The organism is Clostridium sardiniense, from assembly GCF_050584765.1.
Lineage (GTDB): Bacteria > Bacillota > Clostridia > Clostridiales > Clostridiaceae > Clostridium > Clostridium sardiniense_A.
On record NZ_JBNOOR010000002.1, the window covers coordinates 244,983 to 270,268 of the forward strand.

The 25,286-nt window shown below is 27.8% G+C and carries 24 protein-coding genes; 4 read left to right on the forward strand and 20 right to left on the reverse strand.

The window, feature by feature from the left end:
* Positions 1–13: 13 nt before the first annotated feature.
* The 5 genes from pgmB to ACQPUW_RS10865 all read right to left on the reverse strand — a co-directional run bounded on the left by pgmB (position 14) and on the right by ACQPUW_RS10865 (position 8,733).
* A complete protein-coding gene (gene pgmB, locus ACQPUW_RS10845) occupies positions 14–691 on the reverse strand; it encodes a beta-phosphoglucomutase (RefSeq protein ID WP_430837506.1) in 678 nt (225 codons plus the stop codon).
* Between the two features lie 20 nt (positions 692–711).
* Positions 712–2,526, reverse strand: coding sequence for a glycoside hydrolase family 3 protein (locus tag ACQPUW_RS10850; protein WP_430837507.1), 1,815 nt, complete (start codon positions 2,524–2,526; stop codon positions 712–714).
* 315 nt (positions 2,527–2,841) lie between these two features.
* On the reverse strand, positions 2,842–5,379 hold the full coding sequence (locus ACQPUW_RS10855) for a GH39 family glycosyl hydrolase (protein ID WP_430837508.1): 2,538 nt from the start codon (positions 5,377–5,379) through the stop codon (positions 2,842–2,844).
* A 254-nt stretch (positions 5,380–5,633) separates the two neighbouring features.
* Positions 5,634–6,311, reverse strand: coding sequence for a fructose-6-phosphate aldolase (locus tag ACQPUW_RS10860; RefSeq protein WP_430837509.1), 678 nt, complete (start codon positions 6,309–6,311; stop codon positions 5,634–5,636).
* Between the two features lie 13 nt (positions 6,312–6,324).
* Entirely contained in the window at positions 6,325–8,733 is a 2,409-nt protein-coding gene (locus tag ACQPUW_RS10865; protein ID WP_430837510.1) for a glycyl radical protein, read from the reverse strand.
* A gap of 206 nt (positions 8,734–8,939) precedes the next feature.
* Between ACQPUW_RS10865 and ACQPUW_RS10870 the strand changes: the two genes are divergently transcribed.
* Complete coding sequence (locus ACQPUW_RS10870) at positions 8,940–9,839, forward strand: glycyl-radical enzyme activating protein (RefSeq protein ID WP_430837511.1); 900 nt, start codon at positions 8,940–8,942, stop codon at positions 9,837–9,839.
* 181 nt (positions 9,840–10,020) lie between these two features.
* Here the strand turns inward: ACQPUW_RS10870 and ACQPUW_RS10875 are convergent, their stop codons facing one another.
* The 11 genes from ACQPUW_RS10875 to ACQPUW_RS10925 all read right to left on the reverse strand — a co-directional run bounded on the left by ACQPUW_RS10875 (position 10,021) and on the right by ACQPUW_RS10925 (position 20,420).
* The gene (locus ACQPUW_RS10875; RefSeq protein WP_430837512.1) at positions 10,021–10,782 is read right to left on the reverse strand and encodes a DeoR/GlpR family DNA-binding transcription regulator; all 762 of its coding nucleotides are present in this window, start codon (positions 10,780–10,782) and stop codon (positions 10,021–10,023) included.
* Positions 10,783–10,972: 190 nt separating this feature from the next.
* A complete protein-coding gene (locus ACQPUW_RS10880) occupies positions 10,973–11,710 on the reverse strand; it encodes a hypothetical protein (RefSeq protein WP_430837513.1) in 738 nt (245 codons plus the stop codon).
* A 246-nt stretch (positions 11,711–11,956) separates the two neighbouring features.
* The gene (locus ACQPUW_RS10885) at positions 11,957–12,340 is read right to left on the reverse strand and encodes a hypothetical protein (RefSeq protein WP_430837514.1); all 384 of its coding nucleotides are present in this window, start codon (positions 12,338–12,340) and stop codon (positions 11,957–11,959) included.
* A gap of 46 nt (positions 12,341–12,386) precedes the next feature.
* Positions 12,387–13,052: an ABC transporter ATP-binding protein gene (locus ACQPUW_RS10890; protein WP_430837515.1), complete on the reverse strand. Its 666-nt coding sequence runs from the start codon at positions 13,050–13,052 to the stop codon at positions 12,387–12,389.
* A 9-nt stretch (positions 13,053–13,061) separates the two neighbouring features.
* On the reverse strand, positions 13,062–14,480 hold the full coding sequence (locus ACQPUW_RS10895; RefSeq protein ID WP_430837516.1) for an ABC transporter permease: 1,419 nt from the start codon (positions 14,478–14,480) through the stop codon (positions 13,062–13,064).
* Positions 14,481–14,630: 150 nt separating this feature from the next.
* Positions 14,631–15,767 (reverse strand): sensor histidine kinase, encoded by a 1,137-nt coding sequence (locus ACQPUW_RS10900; RefSeq protein WP_430837517.1) that lies wholly within the window; start codon positions 15,765–15,767, stop codon positions 14,631–14,633.
* Positions 15,755–16,426 (reverse strand): response regulator transcription factor, encoded by a 672-nt coding sequence (locus ACQPUW_RS10905; RefSeq protein ID WP_430837518.1) that lies wholly within the window; start codon positions 16,424–16,426, stop codon positions 15,755–15,757. Before ACQPUW_RS10905 ends, ACQPUW_RS10900 begins: the two co-directional genes overlap by 13 nt.
* 472 nt (positions 16,427–16,898) lie before the next feature.
* Positions 16,899–18,008 (reverse strand): sensor histidine kinase, encoded by a 1,110-nt coding sequence (locus ACQPUW_RS10910; RefSeq protein ID WP_430837519.1) that lies wholly within the window; start codon positions 18,006–18,008, stop codon positions 16,899–16,901.
* Positions 17,998–18,690 carry a response regulator transcription factor gene (locus tag ACQPUW_RS10915; RefSeq protein ID WP_430837520.1) on the reverse strand — a complete coding sequence of 231 codons (693 nt, stop codon included), beginning with the start codon at positions 18,688–18,690 and terminating at the stop codon, positions 17,998–18,000. The genes ACQPUW_RS10910 and ACQPUW_RS10915 overlap by 11 nt, the downstream gene beginning before the upstream one ends.
* A gap of 20 nt (positions 18,691–18,710) precedes the next feature.
* Entirely contained in the window at positions 18,711–19,421 is a 711-nt protein-coding gene (locus ACQPUW_RS10920; RefSeq protein WP_430837521.1) for a M15 family metallopeptidase, read from the reverse strand.
* A 204-nt stretch (positions 19,422–19,625) separates the two neighbouring features.
* On the reverse strand, positions 19,626–20,420 hold the full coding sequence (locus ACQPUW_RS10925; protein ID WP_430837522.1) for a MerR family transcriptional regulator: 795 nt from the start codon (positions 20,418–20,420) through the stop codon (positions 19,626–19,628).
* Positions 20,421–20,544: 124 nt separating this feature from the next.
* On the opposite strand from ACQPUW_RS10925, the gene ACQPUW_RS10930 reads away from it, so the two are divergent.
* Positions 20,545–21,171, forward strand: a complete 627-nt coding sequence (locus ACQPUW_RS10930) for a GNAT family N-acetyltransferase (protein ID WP_430837523.1) — start codon at positions 20,545–20,547, stop codon at positions 21,169–21,171.
* A gap of 181 nt (positions 21,172–21,352) precedes the next feature.
* Here ACQPUW_RS10930 and ACQPUW_RS10935 read toward each other — a convergent pair whose 3' ends face one another.
* Positions 21,353–21,856: an RrF2 family transcriptional regulator gene (locus ACQPUW_RS10935; RefSeq protein WP_430837524.1), complete on the reverse strand. Its 504-nt coding sequence runs from the start codon at positions 21,854–21,856 to the stop codon at positions 21,353–21,355.
* A 208-nt stretch (positions 21,857–22,064) separates the two neighbouring features.
* Here ACQPUW_RS10935 and ACQPUW_RS10940 point away from each other — a divergent pair, with 208 nt between their 5' ends.
* Together ACQPUW_RS10940 and ACQPUW_RS10945 are read left to right on the forward strand one after the other, a co-directional pair.
* Positions 22,065–22,436: a pyridoxamine 5'-phosphate oxidase family protein gene (locus ACQPUW_RS10940; RefSeq protein WP_430837525.1), complete on the forward strand. Its 372-nt coding sequence runs from the start codon at positions 22,065–22,067 to the stop codon at positions 22,434–22,436.
* 25 nt (positions 22,437–22,461) lie between these two features.
* Complete coding sequence (locus ACQPUW_RS10945) at positions 22,462–22,638, forward strand: 4Fe-4S binding protein (RefSeq protein WP_430837526.1); 177 nt, start codon at positions 22,462–22,464, stop codon at positions 22,636–22,638.
* Between the two features lie 171 nt (positions 22,639–22,809).
* Here ACQPUW_RS10945 and ACQPUW_RS10950 read toward each other — a convergent pair whose 3' ends face one another.
* The 3 genes from ACQPUW_RS10950 to ACQPUW_RS10960 all read right to left on the reverse strand — a co-directional run bounded on the left by ACQPUW_RS10950 (position 22,810) and on the right by ACQPUW_RS10960 (position 24,918).
* Positions 22,810–23,442 (reverse strand): cysteine hydrolase, encoded by a 633-nt coding sequence (locus tag ACQPUW_RS10950; RefSeq protein ID WP_430837527.1) that lies wholly within the window; start codon positions 23,440–23,442, stop codon positions 22,810–22,812.
* Positions 23,443–23,756: 314 nt separating this feature from the next.
* The gene (locus tag ACQPUW_RS10955) at positions 23,757–24,494 is read right to left on the reverse strand and encodes a class I SAM-dependent methyltransferase (protein ID WP_430837528.1); all 738 of its coding nucleotides are present in this window, start codon (positions 24,492–24,494) and stop codon (positions 23,757–23,759) included.
* A 148-nt stretch (positions 24,495–24,642) separates the two neighbouring features.
* A complete protein-coding gene (locus tag ACQPUW_RS10960) occupies positions 24,643–24,918 on the reverse strand; it encodes a CD3324 family protein (protein WP_430837529.1) in 276 nt (91 codons plus the stop codon).
* Positions 24,919–25,286: the final 368 nt, after the last annotated feature.

Below are 25,286 nucleotides of genomic sequence, written 5' to 3' on the forward strand. Positions count from 1 at the left end.
AAATGCATGTAATTTAAACATGCATTTTCATAATATTTTGTTTCTTTTTAAAATTCTCTTTGATAATATTTAAATTCAACCCACTTGTAGAGTCTATTAATAAATCTGCATCTACTAAATTCCCTACTCCTACTGAAAAAACTCCAGCTTTATTTATAGCTTCTATGCCAGCTTCAGCATCCTCAATAGCAACACAATTTTTCACGTCTACTCCTACAATTTCAGCTGCCTTTAAAAATATATCTGGTGCTGGTTTTGAATTATTTACTGACCTTGGATCTGCAATGCCATCTATTTTATCTAATAAATCTAGCTTTTCTAAAATATATGGTGCATTTTGAGAAATAGATGCAATAGATATTTTAATATTATTATCTATTAACTCATTAAAGAAATCTAGTATACCTGGTAATATATCCTGTGGCGTAAGACCTTGTAATAACTCTTTATATAAATTATTTTTCTTTGTTCTATAATACTCTTTTTCATCCTCTTTTAAAGAAGTAATGTTCCCATAAGCTAAAATTCTGTCAAAAGATAAAACTCTATCTACACCTTTAAGCTGCTCATTAAACTCCTCATCAATATCAACACCAATTTCTTTAGCTATTTCTTTCCATGCTATAAAGTGAAATTTTGCTGTATCTGCTATTACTCCATCTAGATCAAATAAGACTGCCTTTATTTCCATTTTTAAATATCCCCTACAAATTATTTAGATTTTACTTTTAAAGTACTTTGCCCTTTAGATTTAATTCCATCAAATTTCCATGCTGAAATATCTCCTACAAATGGTTTGAATTCTAATTTTACAGGACTCTTTCCTTTAAATTTACTTTTACCAACTAATTTATCTACTAATGAATCTAATACCTCTTCTGTTGAAGAATAAGTATTTATAACCGTTTCTACATTCTCTAAATCATATTGATGATATGGATTTGCAACAGATATCATCATAGTTGGAACTTCATGTACAAACCATGGTGAGTCAAAGCCACCAAATGACTTATATTCAATTCTTACGTTTGTTTGATTAGACTTTGTTGGTTTATTTAAGAAGTATATTAATAAATCATACTGTTTTCTAAAATCTTCTATACTTTGAGAGATTTGCTTCATTCCTGCTAAAAGATCTGTATGATCAATCTCTTCAAAAACGAATCCTTCTCTACTCATCTTTTCCATAAACTTTTGGTATTTCTTAGGTGCAGGTTTCTTAAACTTTAAAGCCATTCTAACAAAGAATGGAAGTGATTTTGAATTTGCAAGTAAAGCAAATAAATCATCATCACAACCTAAAGGGATAATACCAATCTTCTTTATTTTGTTCTTATTTAAAGGTAATAGCCTTTGCTTGTCTTGTACTAATGTTATGCCTTCATCTGCAACCTTTTTAGCCCATGCTTTATGCTCTGATGTACCAACTTTATCAATTTCTCCTGGAACTAAATTAATACTATTATGAAGATTTTGATATGCTTTAAGTCCTAAAATACGATCAAGAGCATCGTTTAATCTTTCCTCTGTTATAATGCCATTTTTGTATCCATTCATCATAAACTTATAATCTTCTTCGAAATTCTTAGGAAATAATAACATATCAATACCACTAGCTATACACATAGGCACTAAATCTTCTCTTCTTCCATGCGCTCCAAATCCTGTCATTAATGTTGAATCAGTCATAACAAGACCATTAAATTTAAGCTCTCCTCTTAATAAACCTGTTAATAAACTTTTAGATAAGCTTCCTGGAGTTAATCTATCTTCATCAGTTATATTATTTTCATCATAATATCCAGGGAAAGCAATATGACCTACCATAACCCCCGTTGCTCCATTATCTATATTTTCTCTGTATACTTTTCCGAAAGTACTCATCCAATCCTCATAGGATAAACTATTTATTGTTTTAATAATATGTTGATCACGTCCATCTACCCCATCTCCTGGGAAATGTTTAAGTGTTACACTACCACCATGCATTTGAACAGCATTAGTATATGCTTGACCCATTTTTGAAACTAGATCTACCTTATCTCCAAAACATCTTATATTAGCAATAGGATTTTCCCAGTTAAAATTTATATCTAAAATTGGTGCAAAAGCCATATTCCCACCTAAAGCCTTTGCTTCCTTTATACAAGCTTCCCCTAGCTTGAATGCATTATCAACATTATTTGTTGCAGCTACTAACATTTCATTTCCTATTTCCGTACCTTCTTCAGCTAAGCCATTAGGACCAGCCTCTAAGTTAGCTGCTAAAAATAAAGGTATTTTGCTATCTTCTTGTAGCTTTTTATGTGCTTTCACTACAGCTTCAGCTTTCATTGGTCTTAGCATAACGCCACCTGGTCTTATAGTTGATATAAGTTCAAGAGTTTCCTTCTTGTCATCTCCTGCCATAGTAAAGAATAATTGACCTATTTTTTCTTCTATAGTCATTTTACTTTTTGTTTCATTTACCCACTTTATTTGCTCTTTATTTAAATAAAAAGGCTTTTTAGTTAAATCTATATCCATTTTAATCTCCCCTTCTTTATTCTAAACCCTTTATTATTTGTGATTTGACCATATTATAATTTATATTAGTTTTAAATTATCTATTTAATTATTTAGAGCTAATTAGCTCTTCAGTCTCTTTATATTTCATTTATAATTCCCCTTCACAAAATAATATCTACACTTAAATTATAAAATCTACATTTTATAAAGACCTCCCACTTTTAACTTAATTACTTCCAATTCTTGACCTTTGTATTCATTTACAATAATTTAAAAGTCTAAAAAAGGAATGTACATTATCTAGTACATTCCTTTTTAATATGATTAATATAATTAATATAATTTTTTGACAATAATTAATTGTATTTCATGAGGTAGAACTTCCGTTTTAATACTTAATACATCATTTACCTCTTCTACCCATGTTTTATATCCACATTCAGCAGCTTTTTGTAAATACTTTTCCCCATCCTTTGATAAAACTTCTGGGGCTCCCATTTTAACCCAAGCATCAAAAGCTGACCCTTCATCTCTATTAACTCTATATCTATCAAGTCGGTATCTACCACTTTCTAAATCAAGTGCTAAATTATAATTTTTTTCAGATGAGTCTTTAAAAACATCATATCTATTTGTTTGCGATATCTGAGAATAATCAAATAATCTATATAAATCATTGTAATGACAATAGTTATAAAATAGTAATTGATATTCATCATCTTTTTTTGTAATAACTAAACCATCCTCTTTATACATTACATCTTCACCTAACTTATTTAAGAACTCAAAAGCGTGATAACTTGCTTTTTTTATTCCATTATAGGTAATAAGTCCAAAACCACCATGGAAAAGCTTCTGTTCTAATCTAAATTCTTCAAATAAGTCTGTAAAGGTCCAGAATCCAATTCCATTAACTAGATTACTGTTCTCAATGCAAGTTTTAACTATAAAAGCGGCCATAAAGCATGTATCATGGACTAAATCTCTACAATCCATACTAGAATTCCATTCAGTAATCCAGTACTCATCATAATTTGTATTTAGTCCCTTACCTATCTCTACCATTTCTTTTATAGTTTCAGATATATAGCTTTCATCACCAATTTCAGCTATATTCTCAAACTCTAAATTATTAAAATATATACTCTCATTGTCTTTCATATATTTTAATACTCTATTAAATGTACTATCTGAATCAAGTTCCTTATCATTGCCCTTTAACTGATATGCATGAAATGAGAAGAAGTCTAAAAAGCACTTATATTTTTTAGAATACTCCTTAAATTCATCAATCCAAGTATTAAGGTCTCCAAGCTTTAAAATCCCAAAGCCTCCAACTTTAAGTCTACTATTAATAGACTTTATTCTTTTATAAGTTAACATAAAGAAATTAAAAAATTCTTCACGAGTTCCTTCCCAAAAAACTGTTTCTAAATTTGGTTCATTCCAAAACTCAAAATACCACTTCTCAACTTCATAAGCTCCATATCTATTTAAAATATGTTTTATAAAAGCATCCACCATATCTAACCATTTATCCATATCTTTTGGTGCACTAACATAACAGTCCCACATAAAGACCTTATTCTTTGTAGTTGCAAGTTTTTTTGGCATAAAACCTATCTCTATAAATGGTTTTATCCCATTTTCTAAAAATCCATCTATAAGACTATCAATATGATTGAAATTATAATATACTTCTCCATTTGAGTGCTCATTGTATAAAAGCATTTCATCAGAAAAAATACCATGAAATCTAATATACTGAAATCCAATATCTTTTTGTATTGTTTTTAGTTGTTTATTAAAATCATTTCTTAACCCATAAACAGCATGTCCAAAAGTTAATATTTTATTCCAACTATCCCTTAGCTTATCTATTACTACATCAGCTTTTATTATATTAATATTATGATTACTTTTTCTAATTTCAAAAATATCATCATATGGTTTTAAGTATTCAAAAAGATTTGATAGTGCCTCACTACTATTAATATTTAAATAGTTAATTTTATTATCTTTAGTTGTTTCTATACTATTTATTTCTCTATATTTATTAGGTGTTATTCCTAATACATTTTTAAAAACTCTATAGTATGATTTTTCATCTGGAAATCCATGTCTATGGGCAATATCTATCACTCTATCTTTAGTAGTTTTTAAATCATTTAATGACCTATTTAACCTTAAGTTTTCTATAAATCCTTTTATTGATACCCCAATATTTTCTTTAAAATATCTTGAAACATACTGTGGATTTAAATAAAAAATTCCAGCTATTTTGGGAATTGTAAGTTCACTATCTTTATAATTTTCATTAATATATTTAACTATGTCATATAATCTATTTTCACTTGCTTTGGAATCTATATAATCACTTTTCTCACTAACAGTAAATTTATTTACCAGAATAATTATAAGGTCTAATAAATATCTATTAATTAAGAGTTCATAAGGCTCCTCCCTATTAATAACTACATTCATCATCATTGCAAGGATTGATCTTATTTTATAATAAACTTTTTCATTAGTTACATCATCTTTGCTTGAATTTAACTTAAACTGCACATGACTTAAATCTATATCAAATTTATTGAAATACTCTTTATTAAATTGAAGCGCTAATAATTGTGACTTTTCTAAATAATTTGTTGACTTTACATAATGAATCTCATTACTGTTTATTAAAAAAATATCCCCTTCTTTTAAAAGGGTAGCCTCTTTATCAACAAAAATCTCAACATTTCCCTTTAGAACAAATAATATCTCCATATCTTCATGCCAATGATAAGGAAATTGTTCTAATGTATGAGTAAATATTTTAATGGGTATCTTTGAATTATGTTCTATATTTTCATACCTATATTCCATTTTCCTCTAACCCTCTTACCTAAATCTTATTTAATCTGATTTTAACAAAATTTAGAAACCTTAGCAATTATATTCCCCAAGGGAAACTTGTCTATAAGGCAACATTATAGAAATTGACATGTTAAATATAGAATTTTATGCTGTAAGTATTAGATGCTATAAAGCGGTATTATAGTAACTTACTACTTAAATTAATTTATATATTTTAGTACTCAAAAAATAAGAAGGTAAGTTTTCTTACCTTCTTCAATGTCTTAAATATTTTTCATTGTCATATTTTCACCACATAATCCTTCAAAATCTTTAGTGAAAACATCCACTGCACAAGTAACAGCATCATTTTTTACTAATCCTTCAATAACATCAGGACTTACTGTTGAAGCTCCTACTCCATATTTAGCTAATTCTAGTACTTGTTTAGAGTTTTTAAAACTAGCTCCTAATACTTCGCATTTAAATCCATTATTTTTAAAGATATCATGGATTTCTTTTGCAACTTCAATACCGTCAAAGCCTAAATTATCAATTCTATTAATATATGGTGCTGCATAATCAGCTCCTGCCTTTCCTGCCAGGTATGCTTGCATAGAAGTATATATAGCAGTTGCCGTAATATTAACACCTTTAGCTTTCAATGCTTTAATTGCTTTTAGCCCTTCTCTAGTAACAGGTACTTTAATAAATGTATTATCACCTAATTCCTTTAATATACGCTCTGCCTCTTCTAACATATCTTCTGCTTTTTTAGATATAACTTGAACATGAAGCTCTGCGTCCTTGCCAATAAATTCACGTATCTCTCTTAATACTTCAAATGGATTTCTTCCTGCCTTTGATAATATAGTTGGATTTGAAGTTACACCATCTACTGGAAAATACTCATATATATTTTTAATTAATTCAATATTTGCATCATCAATAATAAATTTCATATCTTTATCTCCTTTATAATGTTTGTTCTGTTCTTTCAATAATATCATCTTGCGTTTGTTTTGATAGAACATTAAAGAATGCAGAATATCCAGCTACACGAACAATTAAATCACGGTGTTTTTCAGGATTAGCTTGAGCATCTAATAAAGTATCCCTAGAAACTACGTTATATTGTACATGGAATCCTTCTAATCTATTAAAGAATGTTCTAATTAACATTGCTAATTTAATCTTATTCTCTTCTGTAGATAACATGGCAGGAGTAACTTTTTGATTTAATAATACTCCTCCTGTAATTTCATGAGTTGGTAATTTAGAAACTGTCTTAAATACAGCAGTTGGTCCATTTTGGTCCATTGCATGTGATGGTGAACACCCTTCAGCAAGAGGTGTTCCAGCATTACGTCCATCTGGAGTTGCTAAAGTACCTTTTCCCTGACCTACATTTGCTGATATTGATGAAGTTCCTGCATATCTAACTCCACCAATTGGTCCTCTTCCATATCTTGTATTTGGATACTTTTTAACCTCATCTATATAAGTGTTATAAGCATCAACAACTAGCTTATCTACATAATCATCGTCGTTACCATATTTAGGAGCATCCTCAATCAATGCCTTTTGAATCATTTTACCTTTGTCACTTGCAAAGTCCTCCATTAAAGCATTCCATAGCTCTGTTGTAGAAATTTTCTTTTCTTCAAATACTAACTTTTTAATTGCAGCAAGAGAATCAGCTAAGTTTGCAATACCTACTTGTAATCCTGAGATAAAGTCATATATAGCTCCACCTTCTTTTAAAGGCTTACCTCTACCAATACAATCCTCAGTTAAAGCACTACATAACACATCTGGTACATCATCTTCTAAAACTAAATCACAGCAATTTTCAATAATAACACTATGCTTAGTAAATTCACGAATAGTAACATCCCAAGCTTCTTTTAACTCTTCATAACTTGTCATATTATCAAAATGTGTTAATCCTTCAACTAATTTAGTTTGACTAGCAAGGTCCACCCCTTCGTTCATTGCAATTAATAATGTTTTAGGGAAATTTATAAAACTCATACCAGTGCAACGATATCCCCATTTGCCAGGAACAGCAACTTCAACACAACCAATTGCACTATAGTTATAAGCATCTTCTTCTGTAACACCTTTTTCAATAAATGAAGGAATAATAACTTCATCTGAATTAAAGGCAGGCATTCCAGTTCCTAATTTAAGAACCTCAATTGCTTCATTCATAAATTTATCATCTAAGCCTTTATGATATCTAACAGTTAGATTAGGCTGTGGTAATTTTGTTTGAGCGACAGATTTTAGAATTAAATAAGATAATTTATTAACTGCATCTTTTTTATCTATAGTTTGCCCACCAACAGTAACATTTTGATATAAAGGTGATCCAGCACTAAATTGTGTATGTGACCAGCTTCTTATTTTATTAATTGTGAATGTTTTAAGCCATAAATTTGTTAATAGTTCAACAGCTTTATCTTCAGTAATATCTCCACTTTCTAAATCCTTTTCTAAATATGGATATAAGTATTGATCCATTCTACCGTATGATAATGAGTGTCCATTAGATTCAATTTGAAGAATTAAATGAACAAACCACATTGATTGAACCGCTTCATAGAAGCTATCTGATGGTTCATATGGAACTTTATTCATTATTCTAGCAATTTCTATTAACTCCATTTTTCTAGCTTCATCATTTTCTTTTGCTGCCATCTCTTTTGCTAAATCAGAATATCTTTTAGCAAAAGTTTTAATTGCATCCATTACAATTAGGATTGCTTCATAGAAATGATATTTTTTTATATTATGGAAGTCAGTAAGGTCTAGTGCATCTCTTGCAGCAATAGTCCTTTCTTCGTATTCCTTTAATCCATTTTTCATAATGCGTCCATAATCAACTGCAATATGGGCATCACCACTAGTAATATTTCCTTCAGCTTTAATAATTCCTAAATCATATAATACCCTACTCTTTGGAGGAATACTTGCTAATCCTTTATCAAGAGTTGTGTTATGTTCCCAATATGGAGCGATATTTCTAAGTTCTTCTTTAGTCTCTTCATCAATATAGAAAACATCACCATCTCTTTTTTCAAACTCGTCTAGCTCTCTGACTACCCAATCCATAGCATATTCAGGGAAAATAGGAGCTGCTCTATTAGCTTTTGCTTGGTTACCAACAATTAATGTTTGCTTTTCAATAAAGATAGGCATCTTCTCTAAAATATTTTTAAGCATATATGCTCTTTTCACAATCATTGGCTTATCTGCATGTTCTTTATAAGCCTCAGTAGTAAGAATTGCTCTTGTAGCATCAACTGATGCTTTAGTTTCTAATAATTCTTCTCTAAAATCATACATTCTATTAGTTAATAATCCAAAATGATTTTCCATTTTTTCTCCTCCTTAAGGGAAATATTTTATTCAGGTTTCATTCATAATTAATTTTCCTTTCGTTTATAATTATATACTATCATACTAACTACCATTGTCAATATTTTATTTCATAAAAAGTATATATAAGTTTCATTTGAAACAAATTTATTTACTTTAATAATCTATGATGCTATTATATAAGTATAATAAGGGGAGGAAGTAATATGAAAAATAAAGGTATAATATTTAATATTCAAAAATTTAGTATTCATGATGGTCCTGGAATAAGAACTACTGTATTTTTTAAGGGTTGCCCTTTAAGATGTGAGTGGTGCTCTAACCCTGAATCACAGTTAGACAGTGTTCAGATACTATGGGACCAATCAAAATGTTCAAGCTGTAAGACATGTATTAATATTTGTAAACAAAATGCTATTAATCTAATCGATAATAGAATTACTATTGATGATAAAAAATGCCTTGGCTGTTTAGAATGTATAGCGAGTTGTCCAAACGATGCTCTTAAAAATGAAGGTGAATACAAAGAAGTTGAAGAAATTCTTGATAAATGTCTTCAAGACAAAGATTTTTATGACGAATCAAATGGTGGTGTAACAATTTCAGGTGGCGAAGGAATGAGTCAACCAACCTTCCTAAAGGAATTAGTTTCTGCTTTAAAAAGAGAAAACATACATGTTGCAATTGAAACAACTGGCTATATTGATCATGATGTGTTTAAAGAACTCTCTACCTTCTTTGACTTACTATTATTTGATGTTAAACATTATGATAGTAACAAACATTTTGAAGGTACTGGTGTTTATAATGATTTAATTGTTAGAAATTTAAAATGGGCAATTGCTAATGGAATAAATGTTTTACCAAGAATTCCAGTTATACCTGGTTTTAATAACTCCTTAGAAGATGCTAGTGGAATAGCAAATTTATTAAAGGATGTTGGAGCAACAAATGTACAACTTCTCCCATTCCATCAATTTGGTGAAAAAAAATATGATATGTTAAATAAAGTATACACTTTAAAAGATACAAAAGCTTTGCACCCTGAAGATTTAAAGAATTATCAAGAAGTATTTATTAATAAAGGAATTAATTGCTTCTTCTAATAAAAAAGGGGCTACCTCATAACTATAATTTAGTAAATTGTATGGAGTAGCTCCGAATAAAAAATTAACCAGTAGATTTAATTATTTCTACTGGTTTTATTATTAAACTTGTATTGATTATTTAAAATTCGATAAGTACAAGCTGTATTTTGGGGAACTTGCTATTTTGATATGATCCCTTTTAATATTCTACTTTTTTTACTTCTATGTTTTTACTAGACAAATAGTCTTCATATTCTTTAGGTATATTTACATCTGTTACAACAGAACTAATCTCATCCGTTGCAATTAAGTTAACAACACCCTTTTGAGAAAATTTAGTTGACTCAGTAACAACAATTACATGATTAGCTTGTTTTGCCATATCACGTACTGTTTCACTTCTCATATAATCCTTACCTGTAAACCCTGATACTTCTGAAAAACCATCAGTCCCAATAAATAATTTATCTACAAAGAAAGATTCTACACATTTTCTAGTAATAGGCCCAACCATTACTTGAGACTCATTTTGATATTCTCCACCTAACAAAATAATTCTTGTATTGGATTCTTTTCTTATATATTCAGCAATAAAAGCTGAGTTTGTAATGATGGTAATATCTTTTTTTGTTCTTGCTATTTCAAGGGCAAGTAATGCACAACAAGAGCCTGATTCTATCATAACAGTTTCTCCATCCATTACTGACTCAGTAGCAACCTTTGCAATCCTTCTTTTAATGTCATAGTGATAAGCTAAACGATTATTAATATCATCACTTGAGTTTAATGTTGCAAAGCCATGCTCCCTAATAATAAGACCTTTATTTTCTAATTGTATTAAATCTTTACGAATAGTTACTTGAGATACATTTAATAACTCAGATAACTTAGTAACTTCTATTTTTTTATTCTCTGTTAATAACTCTAAAATTTTAGTATGTCTATCTAAGATCTTAGCCATATATCAATTCACCACTCTTTTCATTAATACAATATCATATAAATATTTCGTTTGCAATTAAAATAGCTTTCGTTTATTATTATTTACCCTAAAAACGAAAGCTATCCTAATCTTATTTACAATATTAAATTTATTAGCCTATACATTTTCAATAGCCTTATCATTGTGTATATAAGAATGATAAAATTATTTATCTTTCTTTTATAAAGCTAATCATCTGATCCTTATTTTCATTTAATTGAGGTATCCTATTAACATTTGCTCCAGAAGGATGTGGAAAGCCTTTAAGAATTTGATTTTCGTTTATAATTCCTTCTTCTTGAAGTTTAAATAAAACTTCTTCAACTGCCCTCCCTAGCGGTATTAATAATATATCTTCAAAATTATCTAAGCTTCTAAGTTCATTAATAAAATTCTCACGAACATATTTCATTAAAAAATCACTTTTTATTAACTTTGGAGTATGACCTGAATAGTTTTGTTTCCTAACAAAAACAGAATAAGGAATTAAAGATACTGTATGTAATAAATAGTCCTTTTCAGCAAATAACTCACTGCAACTATCTATATTCAAGGCTTTATTAACCTCTATCTCATCTAGCATACTGATTATATTCTTCCTTAAAGATCCACTAAAACGTCCTGCAACTTTACACTTATATTGAATTAATTCAATATCATCACTTACTTCTAACTCTTTCCTTGCAGTAGCAATTGCTGTACTCATTTGCTGAAATCCAGGAGTTATTCCAATTATAAATACTTTAGCTTTTGAGTTGATATATTCATTATGTGGAGCATAATATATTTCTATATTATCCTTCTTATCAATTAAGAAATCTTCTATTAATAATTCTTCTTTTGTATATTTGTCTTTCAGAGGTAACTTTTTAATTATCTCTTTATAATCATATAGCGTTTTTTTCATACAAACACCTCCAAAATGATATTCTTGCATATTTAGTGAAATCCATAAGTATATTTTTATCCTTTAAAATAATAGCTCCTATAGCAATTCTATAAAAAACTTTTTCATTTTTACTTCATTTATTCCAAGAATCTTATTAAAATACATATCTTCACCCATTTAAAGAAATTAATATTTATAAATATAAAAATAAGGGAGTTTATATCCTAAACTCCCTTAATAATTAATTTATGCTTTATATTAATTTTATTTTACCTCTAAATCTTTCAGAAGTAAATCTATTTCATCGTCATTAGATTTCATTTGATTTACACTGTAATATTCTTTATTACAATTAATTATATTATCATGCTTATTATTTTTATTTTCTCTTATAAATTCTAATTTATTTATTATATATCCTATAGCTCCAAATACTATTGAATAAAACACATAAGGCATACATGCATTCATATAATATGTTATCACTTCTTTAAATTCAGCTGTAATATTTATTCGTCCTTGATTTACAAGTCCAGAAATATAGTCATAAGAATTAACTAAAGTAAAAATTGAATATAATAACATAAATCCTGCCATAACATAGAAAATTATTGGAACTATATATACATTCTTACTATCTATTTTCAAAATCAACACTCTCCTTAAAATTTTATTTATTAACATTTTTATTAACTTATTTTATAAACATAAGTTTTCCCTTTGCAAGTCCCCATATCTCATCAGCATACTTAGTTACTTTAGTTGAATGAGTTACAATAATAACACATTTATTTTCTTCATGAGCCAATGAAGTCAAAATACTCATTATATTCTTTTCTGTTTCTTCATCCAAATTTCCTGTAGGTTCATCTGCTATAATTATATCTGGATTATGTGACAATGCTCTGGCAATTCCAACTCTCTGTTGCTCTCCTCCTGATAATCTTAATACCTTTCTATTAGCTTTTTCTCTATTAATGCCAATACTATCCAACAATTTAAAAGCTATTTCTTTTTTATTTTTTCTCTTATCTTTACTAATCTCCATTGATAGCACTATGTTTTCTAAAGATGTTGCATTATTTAATAAATTATATCCTTGAAATATAACACCTATATTTTCAGCCCTATAAACATCTCTATTTATCTCTTTCAAATCCTTATCTTTATACTCAACTACTCCACCAGTGCATACATCTAATCCTGATATTAATGACAATAAAGTGCTTTTCCCAGCTCCTGATTTTCCTACAATAGTGTATACACACCCCTTTTCAAACTCTATATTTATTTTATTTAAAACATTTTTTTTGCTTCCTTCATATCTATAAGAAACATCTTTTAATTTAAGAACTCCCATATTTATCACCTAATTCCTTTCTGAAAGTATTTTTATCGGTTCATACTTTGTAGCATATCCTACTGATATTGAACTAGTTATTAACCCTAAAATAATTGCAAAACCTGATATTTTTAGAACAGCTTCCGGACTAAGTTTAACTTCTAATTCTTCTAACTTTTCTACCTCTTTTATTTCTCCTGATTGAGTATATAAAGGTCTTAAATTTTGTTGTTCTACTTTTGATTCTATCTGCTCTTTTAATAAAACATCCGCTGCTGGTTGTGCACTTATAGCTCCAATTCCTAATCCTAAAGTAAGACATATCATAATAATTACTACACTCTCACAAACAAATCCTGTAGCTAATTTAAATTTAGACATTCCCATGGCTCTTAATACACCGATTTCATATTTTCTTTCCCTAATAGATAACACTGAAAGTAAAATAAGCACTATAGAACCAAATCCCATTATTCCAATCATAAACATTACGGATACCTTTTTTAATCCATTTACAGGTGCTACAATCCTATTGTAACTTTCTTCATCTGTTGAAACTATGAAATTATCTGTTAATCCCTTTGATTTCAACTCTGATTTAAAAGCTTCAAGATCATCTGGACTATTTAAATAATATGTTGCATTAATTTGAATAGGAGCATTTTCACCTTTAAATAAAGTATCAAACTCTGCTAATGTATTAAAATTTGTATATATTTCATTTCTTAAATCCATACTAGGAATTGGCATCATTTCATCTTTTTGATTTAATCTTGAATATATACCTGTTACTTTTAATTTAAGTTTTTTATCCTTGTCATTTGTATCAGTAATTTCAAATTCATCTCCAACTTTTAACGTGTTTAAATCTGCTAACTGCTGAGATATTATTGCTTCATTATTACCTTTAAACATTTCTCCGCTTTTAATTTGTATAGAGCCATTTTTAAAATCCTTAGATAAATTATTTTCAGTATATCCTTTAATAGCTAAAGACGGCCATACATAATTTGAGCTTACTGCTCCATCAGAAGTAGCTCCTTTTAATGGTCTATTATTTTGTCTTTCATTTTGTCTTTTATTAAACTCTTCCTCTCCAATACCTTTTATTTCTTCAGATACTCCTTGAAAGCTTGCTTCCATTTTATATTCCTTGACTAATTTAGAATCTGCAAAATCGACTTTCATCTTTCCAGTTATCTCTCCTGCAAAAGGTATCTTATTTTGGTTTTTTTCAATTTCTTTTTGCGCTTTTACAGGATCTATATCTATAAAAACCTCCGATCCAAATCTATTTTCATACGACTTTATTACTTCATTAGTAGTTGTATTAATAATCGTAGAGATAGCTATCGTAGAGATCATTGTCAAAACAATTATTCCTATCAAAATATTTCTTCCCTTGTTTCTAACCAAGTTTTTCATAGCATTTTTTAAAATATACATATTACTTTCTCCTATCCTTATACTCACTTTATACTTGTTTATAAGTAAATTATACCAATCACTATGTTAATTTAATGTTTATGTATAATTAATTGATAAACAACATAAAATAAAAACAGTAGTTTTTTAATTAACCTACTGTTTTTTTACCTAACAAGCTCTGAATGCAAGATAGAATACTGATCCCTTTCCTAAATTACTATCAACCCATACATATCCATCACATAAATCACATACATGACTTACAAGACTTAACCCTATTCCATAACCATCCTTATTAAGTCTATTTACCCTATATCTATTATCAAAAATTTTATTTAACTTGTCCTCAGACATTCCTATGCCATTATCCTTTACAGTAATAATCACACTATTATTTTTATTATATACTGAAACCTCTATAGGTTTATTTTCTCCATACTTTATTGCATTATCTAACAAATTAGCTATAGCTCTATATATCCACCTTTCTTTTGCATAAATATTTGTGTTACCATCCTCATCAAAATCAAAAGAAATATCATTATATACTTTTTTATATTGATCAATCACCTCTGCACATATAAGAGCAACATCAATATTTGCCATTCCGTCTACTTCATTTGACTCACTAACTGTTAGTATATCTTCTATACTATCAGTTATATAATCTAAATTTTTTAATAGCTCCTTATCACCATTTATTTCAAGCTTAGTTTTTAATATAGCAATTGCATTTTTTTGCTCATGTGATATATACGAATGTAACCTTTTATAATCTTCTATATGATTATTAAATTTTTCTTTTAGACCATTATAAACCTCTACTAAAACAGGATCTAAATTCTCAATATTATATTCTTTACCTTCTATATTAACTAAACCACGTGCAATAGTTAATACTTCTTCCTTTTCTATTTTTTTCAATATAATCCACAGTATCCAGGTAAAAACTATAGTAAGAATACATATTGTAATCATTAATACTGGTAAATTACTATATAACTTAGATGCATAATAATTTTCTATTTGATCTCTACTAATAATAGAATCTTTAGCAGTAGCATATTTAGTTGTATCGTCTTTAGTAAAATCAGCATAAATATCATTAGTATTTTTCAATTCATTTATAGTTCTATAATTAATGCTTCCTAAGTCTACTAAATTATTTGGTAAAACATTGTATTGATTATTATTAAAGGTTCTAAGATAGATTAATATACCAACTACAAATATAATAGTTATAACCATTGAATATATAACTAAAATTAATCCTGTTTTTTTATTCCATTTAATCATTCTTCGCATATTGAATATCCCTTTCCTCTAGTTGTTTTTAGAACTTCTTTCCCACAAGCTTCTTTTAATTTTTTCTTTAACTTAGCTATATGAACCCTAAGTACAGAAGAGGTTGGATCAAAAAATTCATCATACACATGTTCTGCTATATCCTCACTTGATACAACATCAGGATGTCTATTAATAATATATTCAAATATATCAAATTCTTTTACTCCAAGCTCTACTTCCTTTTTATCTATAACAACTTTTCTAGAAGCTGGATTTACCTCTATATTTCCTATAATTATATTTGGATTTGCTCTTCCATGAAATCTTCTTATAACAGCTTGTATCCTTGCTCTAAGTTCTAATAGTTGAAATGGCTTAACTATATAATCATCAGCTCCCAAATCTAACCCTTTGGCAAGTTCTTTAACCTCATCTCTAGCTGTAACAATTATTATTGGAGTATTTATTTCATTACTCCTTAAATATTCCAAAATTTCTAACCCATCTTTATCAGGCAAATTTAAATCTAACAAAATAATATCGTAAGAATTTACAAAAGCCTTCTCCTCTCCATCTAATCCAAGATTAGCTACATCAACACTAAATTTTAGATTTTCTAATCCTTCCTTAATGTTATAAGCGAGTTCCTTATTATCTTCTATTATTAAAATTCTCATTACCTCATCTCCTAAGTCTTTTAAAAGTGCCAATTAATTATACACTTTCTTATGTTTATTGAATGTTAATCATATATAACCTACCATATTTAACTAGTTCTGTTGTTACTCTTTATTTTAATTTCTCATACAATATTATTATATATAAAAATATTGTATGAGAAATTAATAACAAAAGAAGTTATGTTAAACTGGATTAACTTCTTTGTAATTAAGAGCTTTTGATTTATAATTTTAATAAGTTGGTCTGGTCAGAAATAAGCCACACAGTGTACTATGTATACGAAAAGAGAAAAGCCTGGAAAATATTTAATATCTTCTAGGCTTTTTAAAATTTGAAATTTATCTGCTAATTTTTTTGCTGTTACAATTCTTTTATTTAGAAGTATTATTATTATCTCTGTTAATTTATTGATTTCCATACTTTACTTCTATTTATAATTTATATACATTTAAATACCACACTTTAATTCTATCTTACAACTTGTAATCTTACTTCAAATATAGTTCTTGAATCATCACTATAAGCCTCTATTGTTCCTTCATGTAACTCAATAATATTTTTAGTTATTGCAAGTCCAAGACCTGATCCCCCTATATCACTATTTCTTGATTTTTCTACTCTATAGAATCTATCGAATATGTTTGGAAGATCTATTGATGATATAGACTTGCCATAGTTTATAACTTGAATTACTGCCATATTATCTTCAAGTTTTGTTGTTACATCAACATAATGTCCGTCCTTGCCATACTTAATTGCATTAGATAATAGATTTTCAAAAGCTCTTACTAATTTCTCTGCATCTGCATTTACTATTAGCTTATCATCTGAAAAATTAATTCTTGATTCCATACCTGCATTCTTAAACTGACATTCAAAATAAGCAACTACTTGGCCTAATAATTCTACTAAATTAATTTCTCTCTTATCTAAATTAATAGTATTATTTTGCATTTTAGTTAGTTCAAATAAATCATTTATAAGAAGATTTAAGCTCTTTGATTTTTCATATGCAATATTAGCATAATATCTAAGCCTTACTTCATCATCATACTGATCGCTATCAATAATTTCTAAGTATCCCATTATTGAAGTTAATGGAGTTCTTAAATCATGAGAAACATTTGTTATTAAATCTGTTTTTGTTTGCTGTGCTTTTCTCTCCTCTATAGTTCTATCTTTAAGCTGTTTTGATATACTATTTATGTTATCTGCTAACCTTTTGATATCTCCTTCTTCATAAGCATTTATTGATCTATCCAAATCACCATTAGCCATTATTTCAGTTTCATTTATAATATTCACCAAGCTCTTATTTCTTCTATATGTCTTAACAAGTAAATAAAATATTATAAATAATCCTGCTCCGGAAACTAAGTAAACAACTCCATCAAGGTACATTTCATGTATATAACGCCATAAATCTATAATATTATTGATAAGTTGAATTGCGGTATATCTATAAAGAAATACTATAATCCCTCTAATTATTATTACTGTAAAATAAGTTAATATTGCAGAAATAGCTATATCAATTAATGTTAGTTCCCAATGTTTATAAACTTTTTTATTTTTCAATTTTATAACCAACTCCCCATACAGTGTGGATTATCTTATTTCCTGACATATGTTGTTCTAGTTTATCTCTGATTCTGCTCATATGAACCATAACTGTATTATTTGATTGATAGTATCTTTCTTTCCACACCTTCTCAAATATCTCTTCTGTATTAAATACCCTTCCCCTATTTGTAGCTAATAAATATAAAATTTCAAATTCCCTTGCAGTTAATGATACTTCGTTATCATCTATAGTTACTTTATGTTTGCTCTTATCTATAACCATTGACTCAATTCTTATTATGTCATTTGAAGTTTGCATTTTAGTGTTTAGAAAGTATGCCCTTCTAAGTAATGCTCTTATTCTAACTGTCAGCTCTAAATGATTAAATGGCTTACATACATAATCATCTGCACCAGTCATAATTCCTTGTATTCTATCCATATCCTCCACTTTTGCACTTAACATAAGTATTGGAATATTATACTTTTCTCTTGCTCTTCTACAAACTTCTAAACCATCCATCCCTGGCATCATTATATCTAAAACCATTAAATGAATTTCTTCTCTATCTAATATATCTAAAGCTTCTTCTCCACATCTTGCCTTAAAAACATTATATCCTTCATTTTTAAGATTTATCTCTAACAATTCTCTTATTTCATTTTCATCATCTACTACAAGAATATTATTATTCATATACCCCTCCAATTATATAATTATTTTCCCAGATACTCTTCTAATGTAATCTTCTTATCATAAATATCCTTAGCCGCTTTTTTTCCAACGTATCTAACATGCCAAGGTTCATATTCTATACCTGTTACACTTTTCTTTCCATAAGGATATCTTATAATAAATCCAAATTTATAACAATTCTTAGCAAGCCAGTCTGCCTCTTTTGTTCCCTGCGCAAAATATTTATCTCTATTAGTAATATCAATACATAATCCTGTTTGATGCTCACTAAATCCTGGTTTTGCTACATATGCATCTGCACTCTCTTGTCCTTCTGATTTTACTCTATTATTATAAGTTTTTGTTTGAGATCTATATGATCTATAAGCTGAATTTCCAAGTAGTATTACGCCTTCTTCTTTAGCTGCATTTACCATATCTTCTAATGGTTTTGCCATAATCCCAGCTACATGTTTTTCTTCATTAGTTGCTTCATTTGTAAATTCTATATTTGGTATAGCTAAGCCTTCTGGCTTGTAATATTTGTTTAAACCATACTCTCTATTTACCAATATTAATTCTTTAGCTATCTTTGTACTCTTTCCTTGCACTGACATATCTTCACCCTTTAATTCAAATACCTTTTCTTTAGTATTTATATTCTTCGGCTTTGCACTTATAAAATCTACAACATAAAAAATTCCACATATTATTATTATGAATATTAACACTTTTTTTAATCCACTTTTCATTTTTTCTACCCCTCTTTTAATATTATGATTTCATTCTAGAGGGGAAAGTTTACAACACTTATAAAAATTTCTTAAGAAACCTTAAGTTTCTTAATTTATATATGTGGTAATATATATAATTAGTTATCTATATTCTCTCTTATAAATTAATTTTATTATAGAAATTCTACAAGATTTATTCTATCTTTCTTTAAGTTCATAAGATTATACAAGCACTTGAATTTGACAATTATATGATTCTATATTGAAAAAGTCATTAAATAACTCTACTTCAATAAACCATTTAACCTTTAAATTCCTTTCTCTTATATAATTAAATAATTTTTCTCTGCGTTCATCCTCATTTTCTTTACTATAAACTAAAGTTAGATACTCTCCCTTTGGTAATACTTTTATATCATCTTCCATATCCACATAATCATTTTCTTTAAATCCACTAAAAGCGTAGCTTGGTTCTATATTTCCTTCGAAATCAACATTGTATATAATTCCTCTATCTAAAGACATTTCTACATTTTTATTCTCAATTACTTTCTCTAACTCTGAATAGTACAATAACTCTTTCAAACTTTCAGTTTCTTTGCATGGTACTGTAATTACATAACGTTCATTAAAAAATTGTGTAGATATCTCATCATTGTTAATTATATCCTTAGAATATTCTATACTATTATTTAATGCATCAATGTTTTTTATTATTTCATTCATTCTTTTTATATTTTCTTGCGCTTCATGCTTTTTTAATTGTAAAAATTCTAAGAGCTTATCTGTATTACGTTCCTTAAAGATTTGTTGTAACTCTTCTATGCTAGTTCCTAGTGCTCTAAAACCTTTTATAATATCTATATGAATAAATTGGTTTATAGAATAATATCTATAACCTGTTTCCTCATCAATATATTTTGGTATAAGTATCCCAACCTTATGATAATATCTTAAAGCTTTTATCGTAACTTCTTTAATTTTAGAAACTTCACCAATAGAAAATAAATTTTTCATTATAATTATCCCCTCTCATATCTTTTAAATCCTCATTGACTCTCCCTTTAGGGTATACCTTATTATCATTATAAACAATAAATACTAAAATCAAAATTTTATTATGTAAAAGGAGTATTTAAACATGGGTGAAATAAAATATAGAGAAATAATTAAAGATGATTATGAAGCTATTAAGCATTTAATAGGGGAAGCATTTGGTTTCAATGAGTTTATTAAAGATACTAAAATTCTAGATATAGCATTAAGTAGTTATCTAAACGACTGTGTTTTATCAAGTTCATTTAGCAAAGTTGCAGAAAAAGATAATAAAATAATAGGATTTATTTTAGGTAGTGCCAAAAAAGATACTAATCGTATAGCTAATTATAATTCTAGCATTAATCTTGATCCTAATGAGATCGAATCAATTATGTCTAAAGGGAACATGGAGCTACTTAAAGAATTCTCAAGGATTAATGATGTCTATAAAGAACTTATAGCAGGAAAAAAAGATAAATTTCAAGGATGTATACAACTATTTATTGTATCAAAAGAATCTAGAGGTCTTGGAGTAGGTAAAACTCTTCTTGCTTATCTATTTGATTATATAAAAAGTATGGATGTTAAATCTTTATATGTATATACAGATACTAGATGTAATTATAAATTCTATGATAGTCAAAACTTTAAACTCATAAATGAAAAAAATATATATTTTAATACACTTAGTATGGGGCTTGATGTATTCTTATATGAATATGACTTTTAATTAATAATATATTTACTATAAAAGGTAGTAAAAAAGTAATAATAATTGGAGAAAGCTTAGAATTTTAAAATTTATGGTAACAATAAATACTATTTATTGTTACCATAAAGCTCCTTTTTACTAAAACTAATTTGTTTATGTTATAGTTCTATGTAACATTTCTAAATGATATTCTTATAAATTATTTTTTTGTATTCTTAAACCATTCAATCGTTGCTTTTTCCATGTCTTTTGGAAGCTTATGATTATAAACTTCATCATACAACCATGATAATGTCTTACCTTCTAGATATTTTCTCATCTCATTTTCAGCTTCTAACATCACAACATTAATTAAGCAAGGACATTTTGTATGAGAATCTGGTAAATTATCTTTATCTAACAATATATTATTTTGCCTAATTTCTGCACACTGGAAAAATGGCTCTTTTCCCTCTACAGCTTCAACAACATCCCAAAAGGTTATTTCTTCTGGATTTTTAGCTAAAGCATATCCTCCTTTTACTCCAGGTACTGATTTTATGATTCCACACTTGGTTAATTTTGTATATACCTTTGATAAATAAGTCTCCGATATTCCTTGAAATGTTGCTAAATCCCTTATTCCTACTGACTTACCTTCCTCTATCTTTACCATATATAATAAACAATGTAGTGCATATTCTACTCCTACTGAGAATTTCATACTTATCCAATCTCCTTATTACAGTTTTAATATTATCTTATAATAGACTATTTTCACTTCTCATTCAACCCACAAATTTCAATAATCATTACTTCTATTTATATATTAAATATTTCCATTTGACAAAAAAATAAATCTATCATAAACTTAATTACAGATAAAAGTTATCTACGATATATATTATCCATGTTGAAGGAGGAAATATAAAATGTTAACAGAAAAATTTTATGATGTAATAAATCACGAAGGTGTAGTTTCAATAGGAAGTTGTTCAAATAATGAAGTTCATATTTGTAATACATGGAATAGCTATTTAGTAATTGTAGAAGGAAATAAAATCTTAATACCTGCTGCAGCTATGATTAAAACAGAAGAAAATGTTACTATTAATCCCAAAATTAAATTAACTTTAGGTAGCAAAGAAGTAATGGGGTATAGAAATATGGGAACTGGATTCTTACTTGAAGGGACTGCAAAGTTTTTAAAAGATGGTGAATACTTTGATATGATGTTAAAGAAATATCCTTTCTTAACAAGAGTACTAGAATTCACAGTTGAATCTTGCAAACAAACATTATAGTACATTTTGAATCGGAGATAAAACTATGCCAAGAATAATTAATAAATCAGAATGTGTAGGTTGCGGAACCTGCCAAAGAGTATGTATTGTTGGATGCATATCTCAAGAGAAGAATAGAAAAAGATTAATCAATAAAAATGGCTGTGTTGACTGCGGAGCTTGTCAACTTGCTTGCCCTAAAAAGTGTATTTCACAAAATTAATTAAAGTATAAATATATTATTAAATTAACAGAAATAATATTTGACTTGCTTAAAAATCTAAAGCAATGATAGTTACTTTTCAAGGTCTAGAATTAAGTCTAGACCTTATTTTTTTACTTCTCTAACTACTCTTTGTATATTATATAATTATTATAATCTTGATTTTATGTATTAATTTAATTCTTTTAATACTTCTTCTGTTGTTAATGAACCACTTGATAACATACCAAAGTTAACTTCTGCTGCTCCGTATGCTTCCATTCCTGGTGCTGCTGTTGCATCCTTTGCAATATAAACTTCAAAACCTTGTTCTACTAAATCTCTCATGTGTGATTCAATACAAATATTTGAGTTCATTCCTGCAAGTATTACTGTGTCTATTTTTTGTTTTCTTAACTGTAATACTAAATCATTTGTTTGTGGTCCAAAAATTTTATGTGGACTTGCTATTATAGTTTCTCCATCTTCAATATATGTCTTAAATTCATCAAGTATATCTGCTCTTGAATTCTTTTCTACTGCTTCTGAAGGTCCTTTTCTTTCAAACATCTTCATGTCGTGCATCATATGCTCACCATTTGATCCAAATTTCCATGTATAGTCATGTGGATAGTAGTAATGTGGTGATACAAATACTTTATATCCCCTTTCCTTTGATTTTTTAAGTAAAGACACAATATTTTCTATTGTGTTATTAGCCTCAATAACATCTTTAGCTAATTTATACCCTTCTCCCATTTCATGTAAAAATTCATTTTGTGGATCTACTAATACTAATGCTGTTTCTTTATTATTAAATTTCATTTTAATTCCTCCCTGTTTTCATTTAAAATTATTTAGTGCTGTCGTACAAACTCATAATAATTCATTAAATAAAAACCAACAATTAGGCACTTTTTAGTTTCCAGTAACATTTAAGTTACCACCTTAACTCTCTGTAGATATAAAATTATAATTAAGTTCAATATATTTCAAACTCTAAAATACCTTAATTTGATTAACATCTCCATCATTAATATTTTATTATTTATATTATTAAAAATTTATATAAAAATAGCCTTAACCAAATAATATCAATGGTTAAGACTACTCTTCTCTTTCATTTACTTTAATATCTACTACTTCTTTTTTCTTGCTGATATTAATAACATCATTGGCCTACGTAGTTCATCTTGCATTTCTTTATTTCCTTCTAACATTTCTTCTGGTGGCTTTGGTTCAGTTACTTCTTTTATCTCGAATCCACAATTTATTAATGTATTAATGTACGTAGTTATTGTCCTATGATATTTAACTACTTCTTCACCTAAAAAAATGCTTTTTCTCTTTCCTTCATTAAAATAATTATCCACTGGCCAATGTAGTCTATTTCCTAATTCATCAACATACCATTCTTGATTTCCATAAGCTGTGAATATGGGATTTTCAACTGAAAATATAAAGTCTCCTCCATCTACTAAGCAATCATATACCTTCTTACAAACTTCTTCAAAGCTTTCAACATAGTGAAATGCTAATGAACTTATTACAACATCAAAATATTCTTCTTTAAGTTTTACACCTTCTATTGTATCTTTTACATACTCTATAGATGAATCTCCATTAATTTTTTTAGCCTGTGCAAGCATTTTTTCTGAAGAATCTACTCCAACTGCCTTTTTAGCATTATTTTCAATAGCATATTTACAATGCCATCCAAATCCGCAACCTAAATCTAAAACCTTTTTACATTCTAACCTTGGCAACATTCTTTTAAATTCCTGCCACTCACCAGCGCCTTTAAGCCCATAAACAGAACGATCCATTTTAATATATTTATCAAAAAACTCTTGATTATCATACTTACTTTTTCCCATAAATTATATCTCCCACTATTAATTTTATTGATATATATAAATTTTATCGCAATTAGTACATATGCGTATAGTTCATAAATAATTCTGTTTAATTTATGTTTGATATAAAAAAGATATTTGTAATTAAACAAATATCTTTTTAATCTATTTATATTCTTTTTCTATACTCTCTTAATATTCTTCTAATACTGTTATCTACTAAATAATATTTATTGGATAATTCTTTCACTGTCATTCCATTGTTGAAATCTTCATAGATTTTCTTATTTCTCTCATATAAATCATTTTTAATGCCAGTATTATCTCCCCATGATTTTTTGTTGCTACCTTTCTTAGGGATATATAAATAAGCTCCATCTACAAATTCCTGAAGCTTAATAACTAAATCCTGTGGTAATATGTCTTGTGCTTTCTTATATTTCATACTTTTTGCTCCTATCTACTATTAAAATCGTAAATATTACTGCAAAAACTGCACAAAACTATTCTATTAAATTTTATAATTTCTTAAATGCTCCTAACAAAATAGTCTTATCTACTACAGTTTCTGCTAGAAGCTTAATACACTTTTTAAGTAATCAGTCTTATATATACTCATACAACATTCTCCTATCTTTTAGATTTATTATCATATTAATTATATAACACATAAAATTCAATTAAATAATTAAATTATCGGTAATATACTAAAAATCTCATTTATTTATTGTAAGTGTCTCCGTAACATCTCTAAATGAAATTTTAAAACCAAATAACTTCACCATAAAACACCATCCTTCCATTGCATTTCCT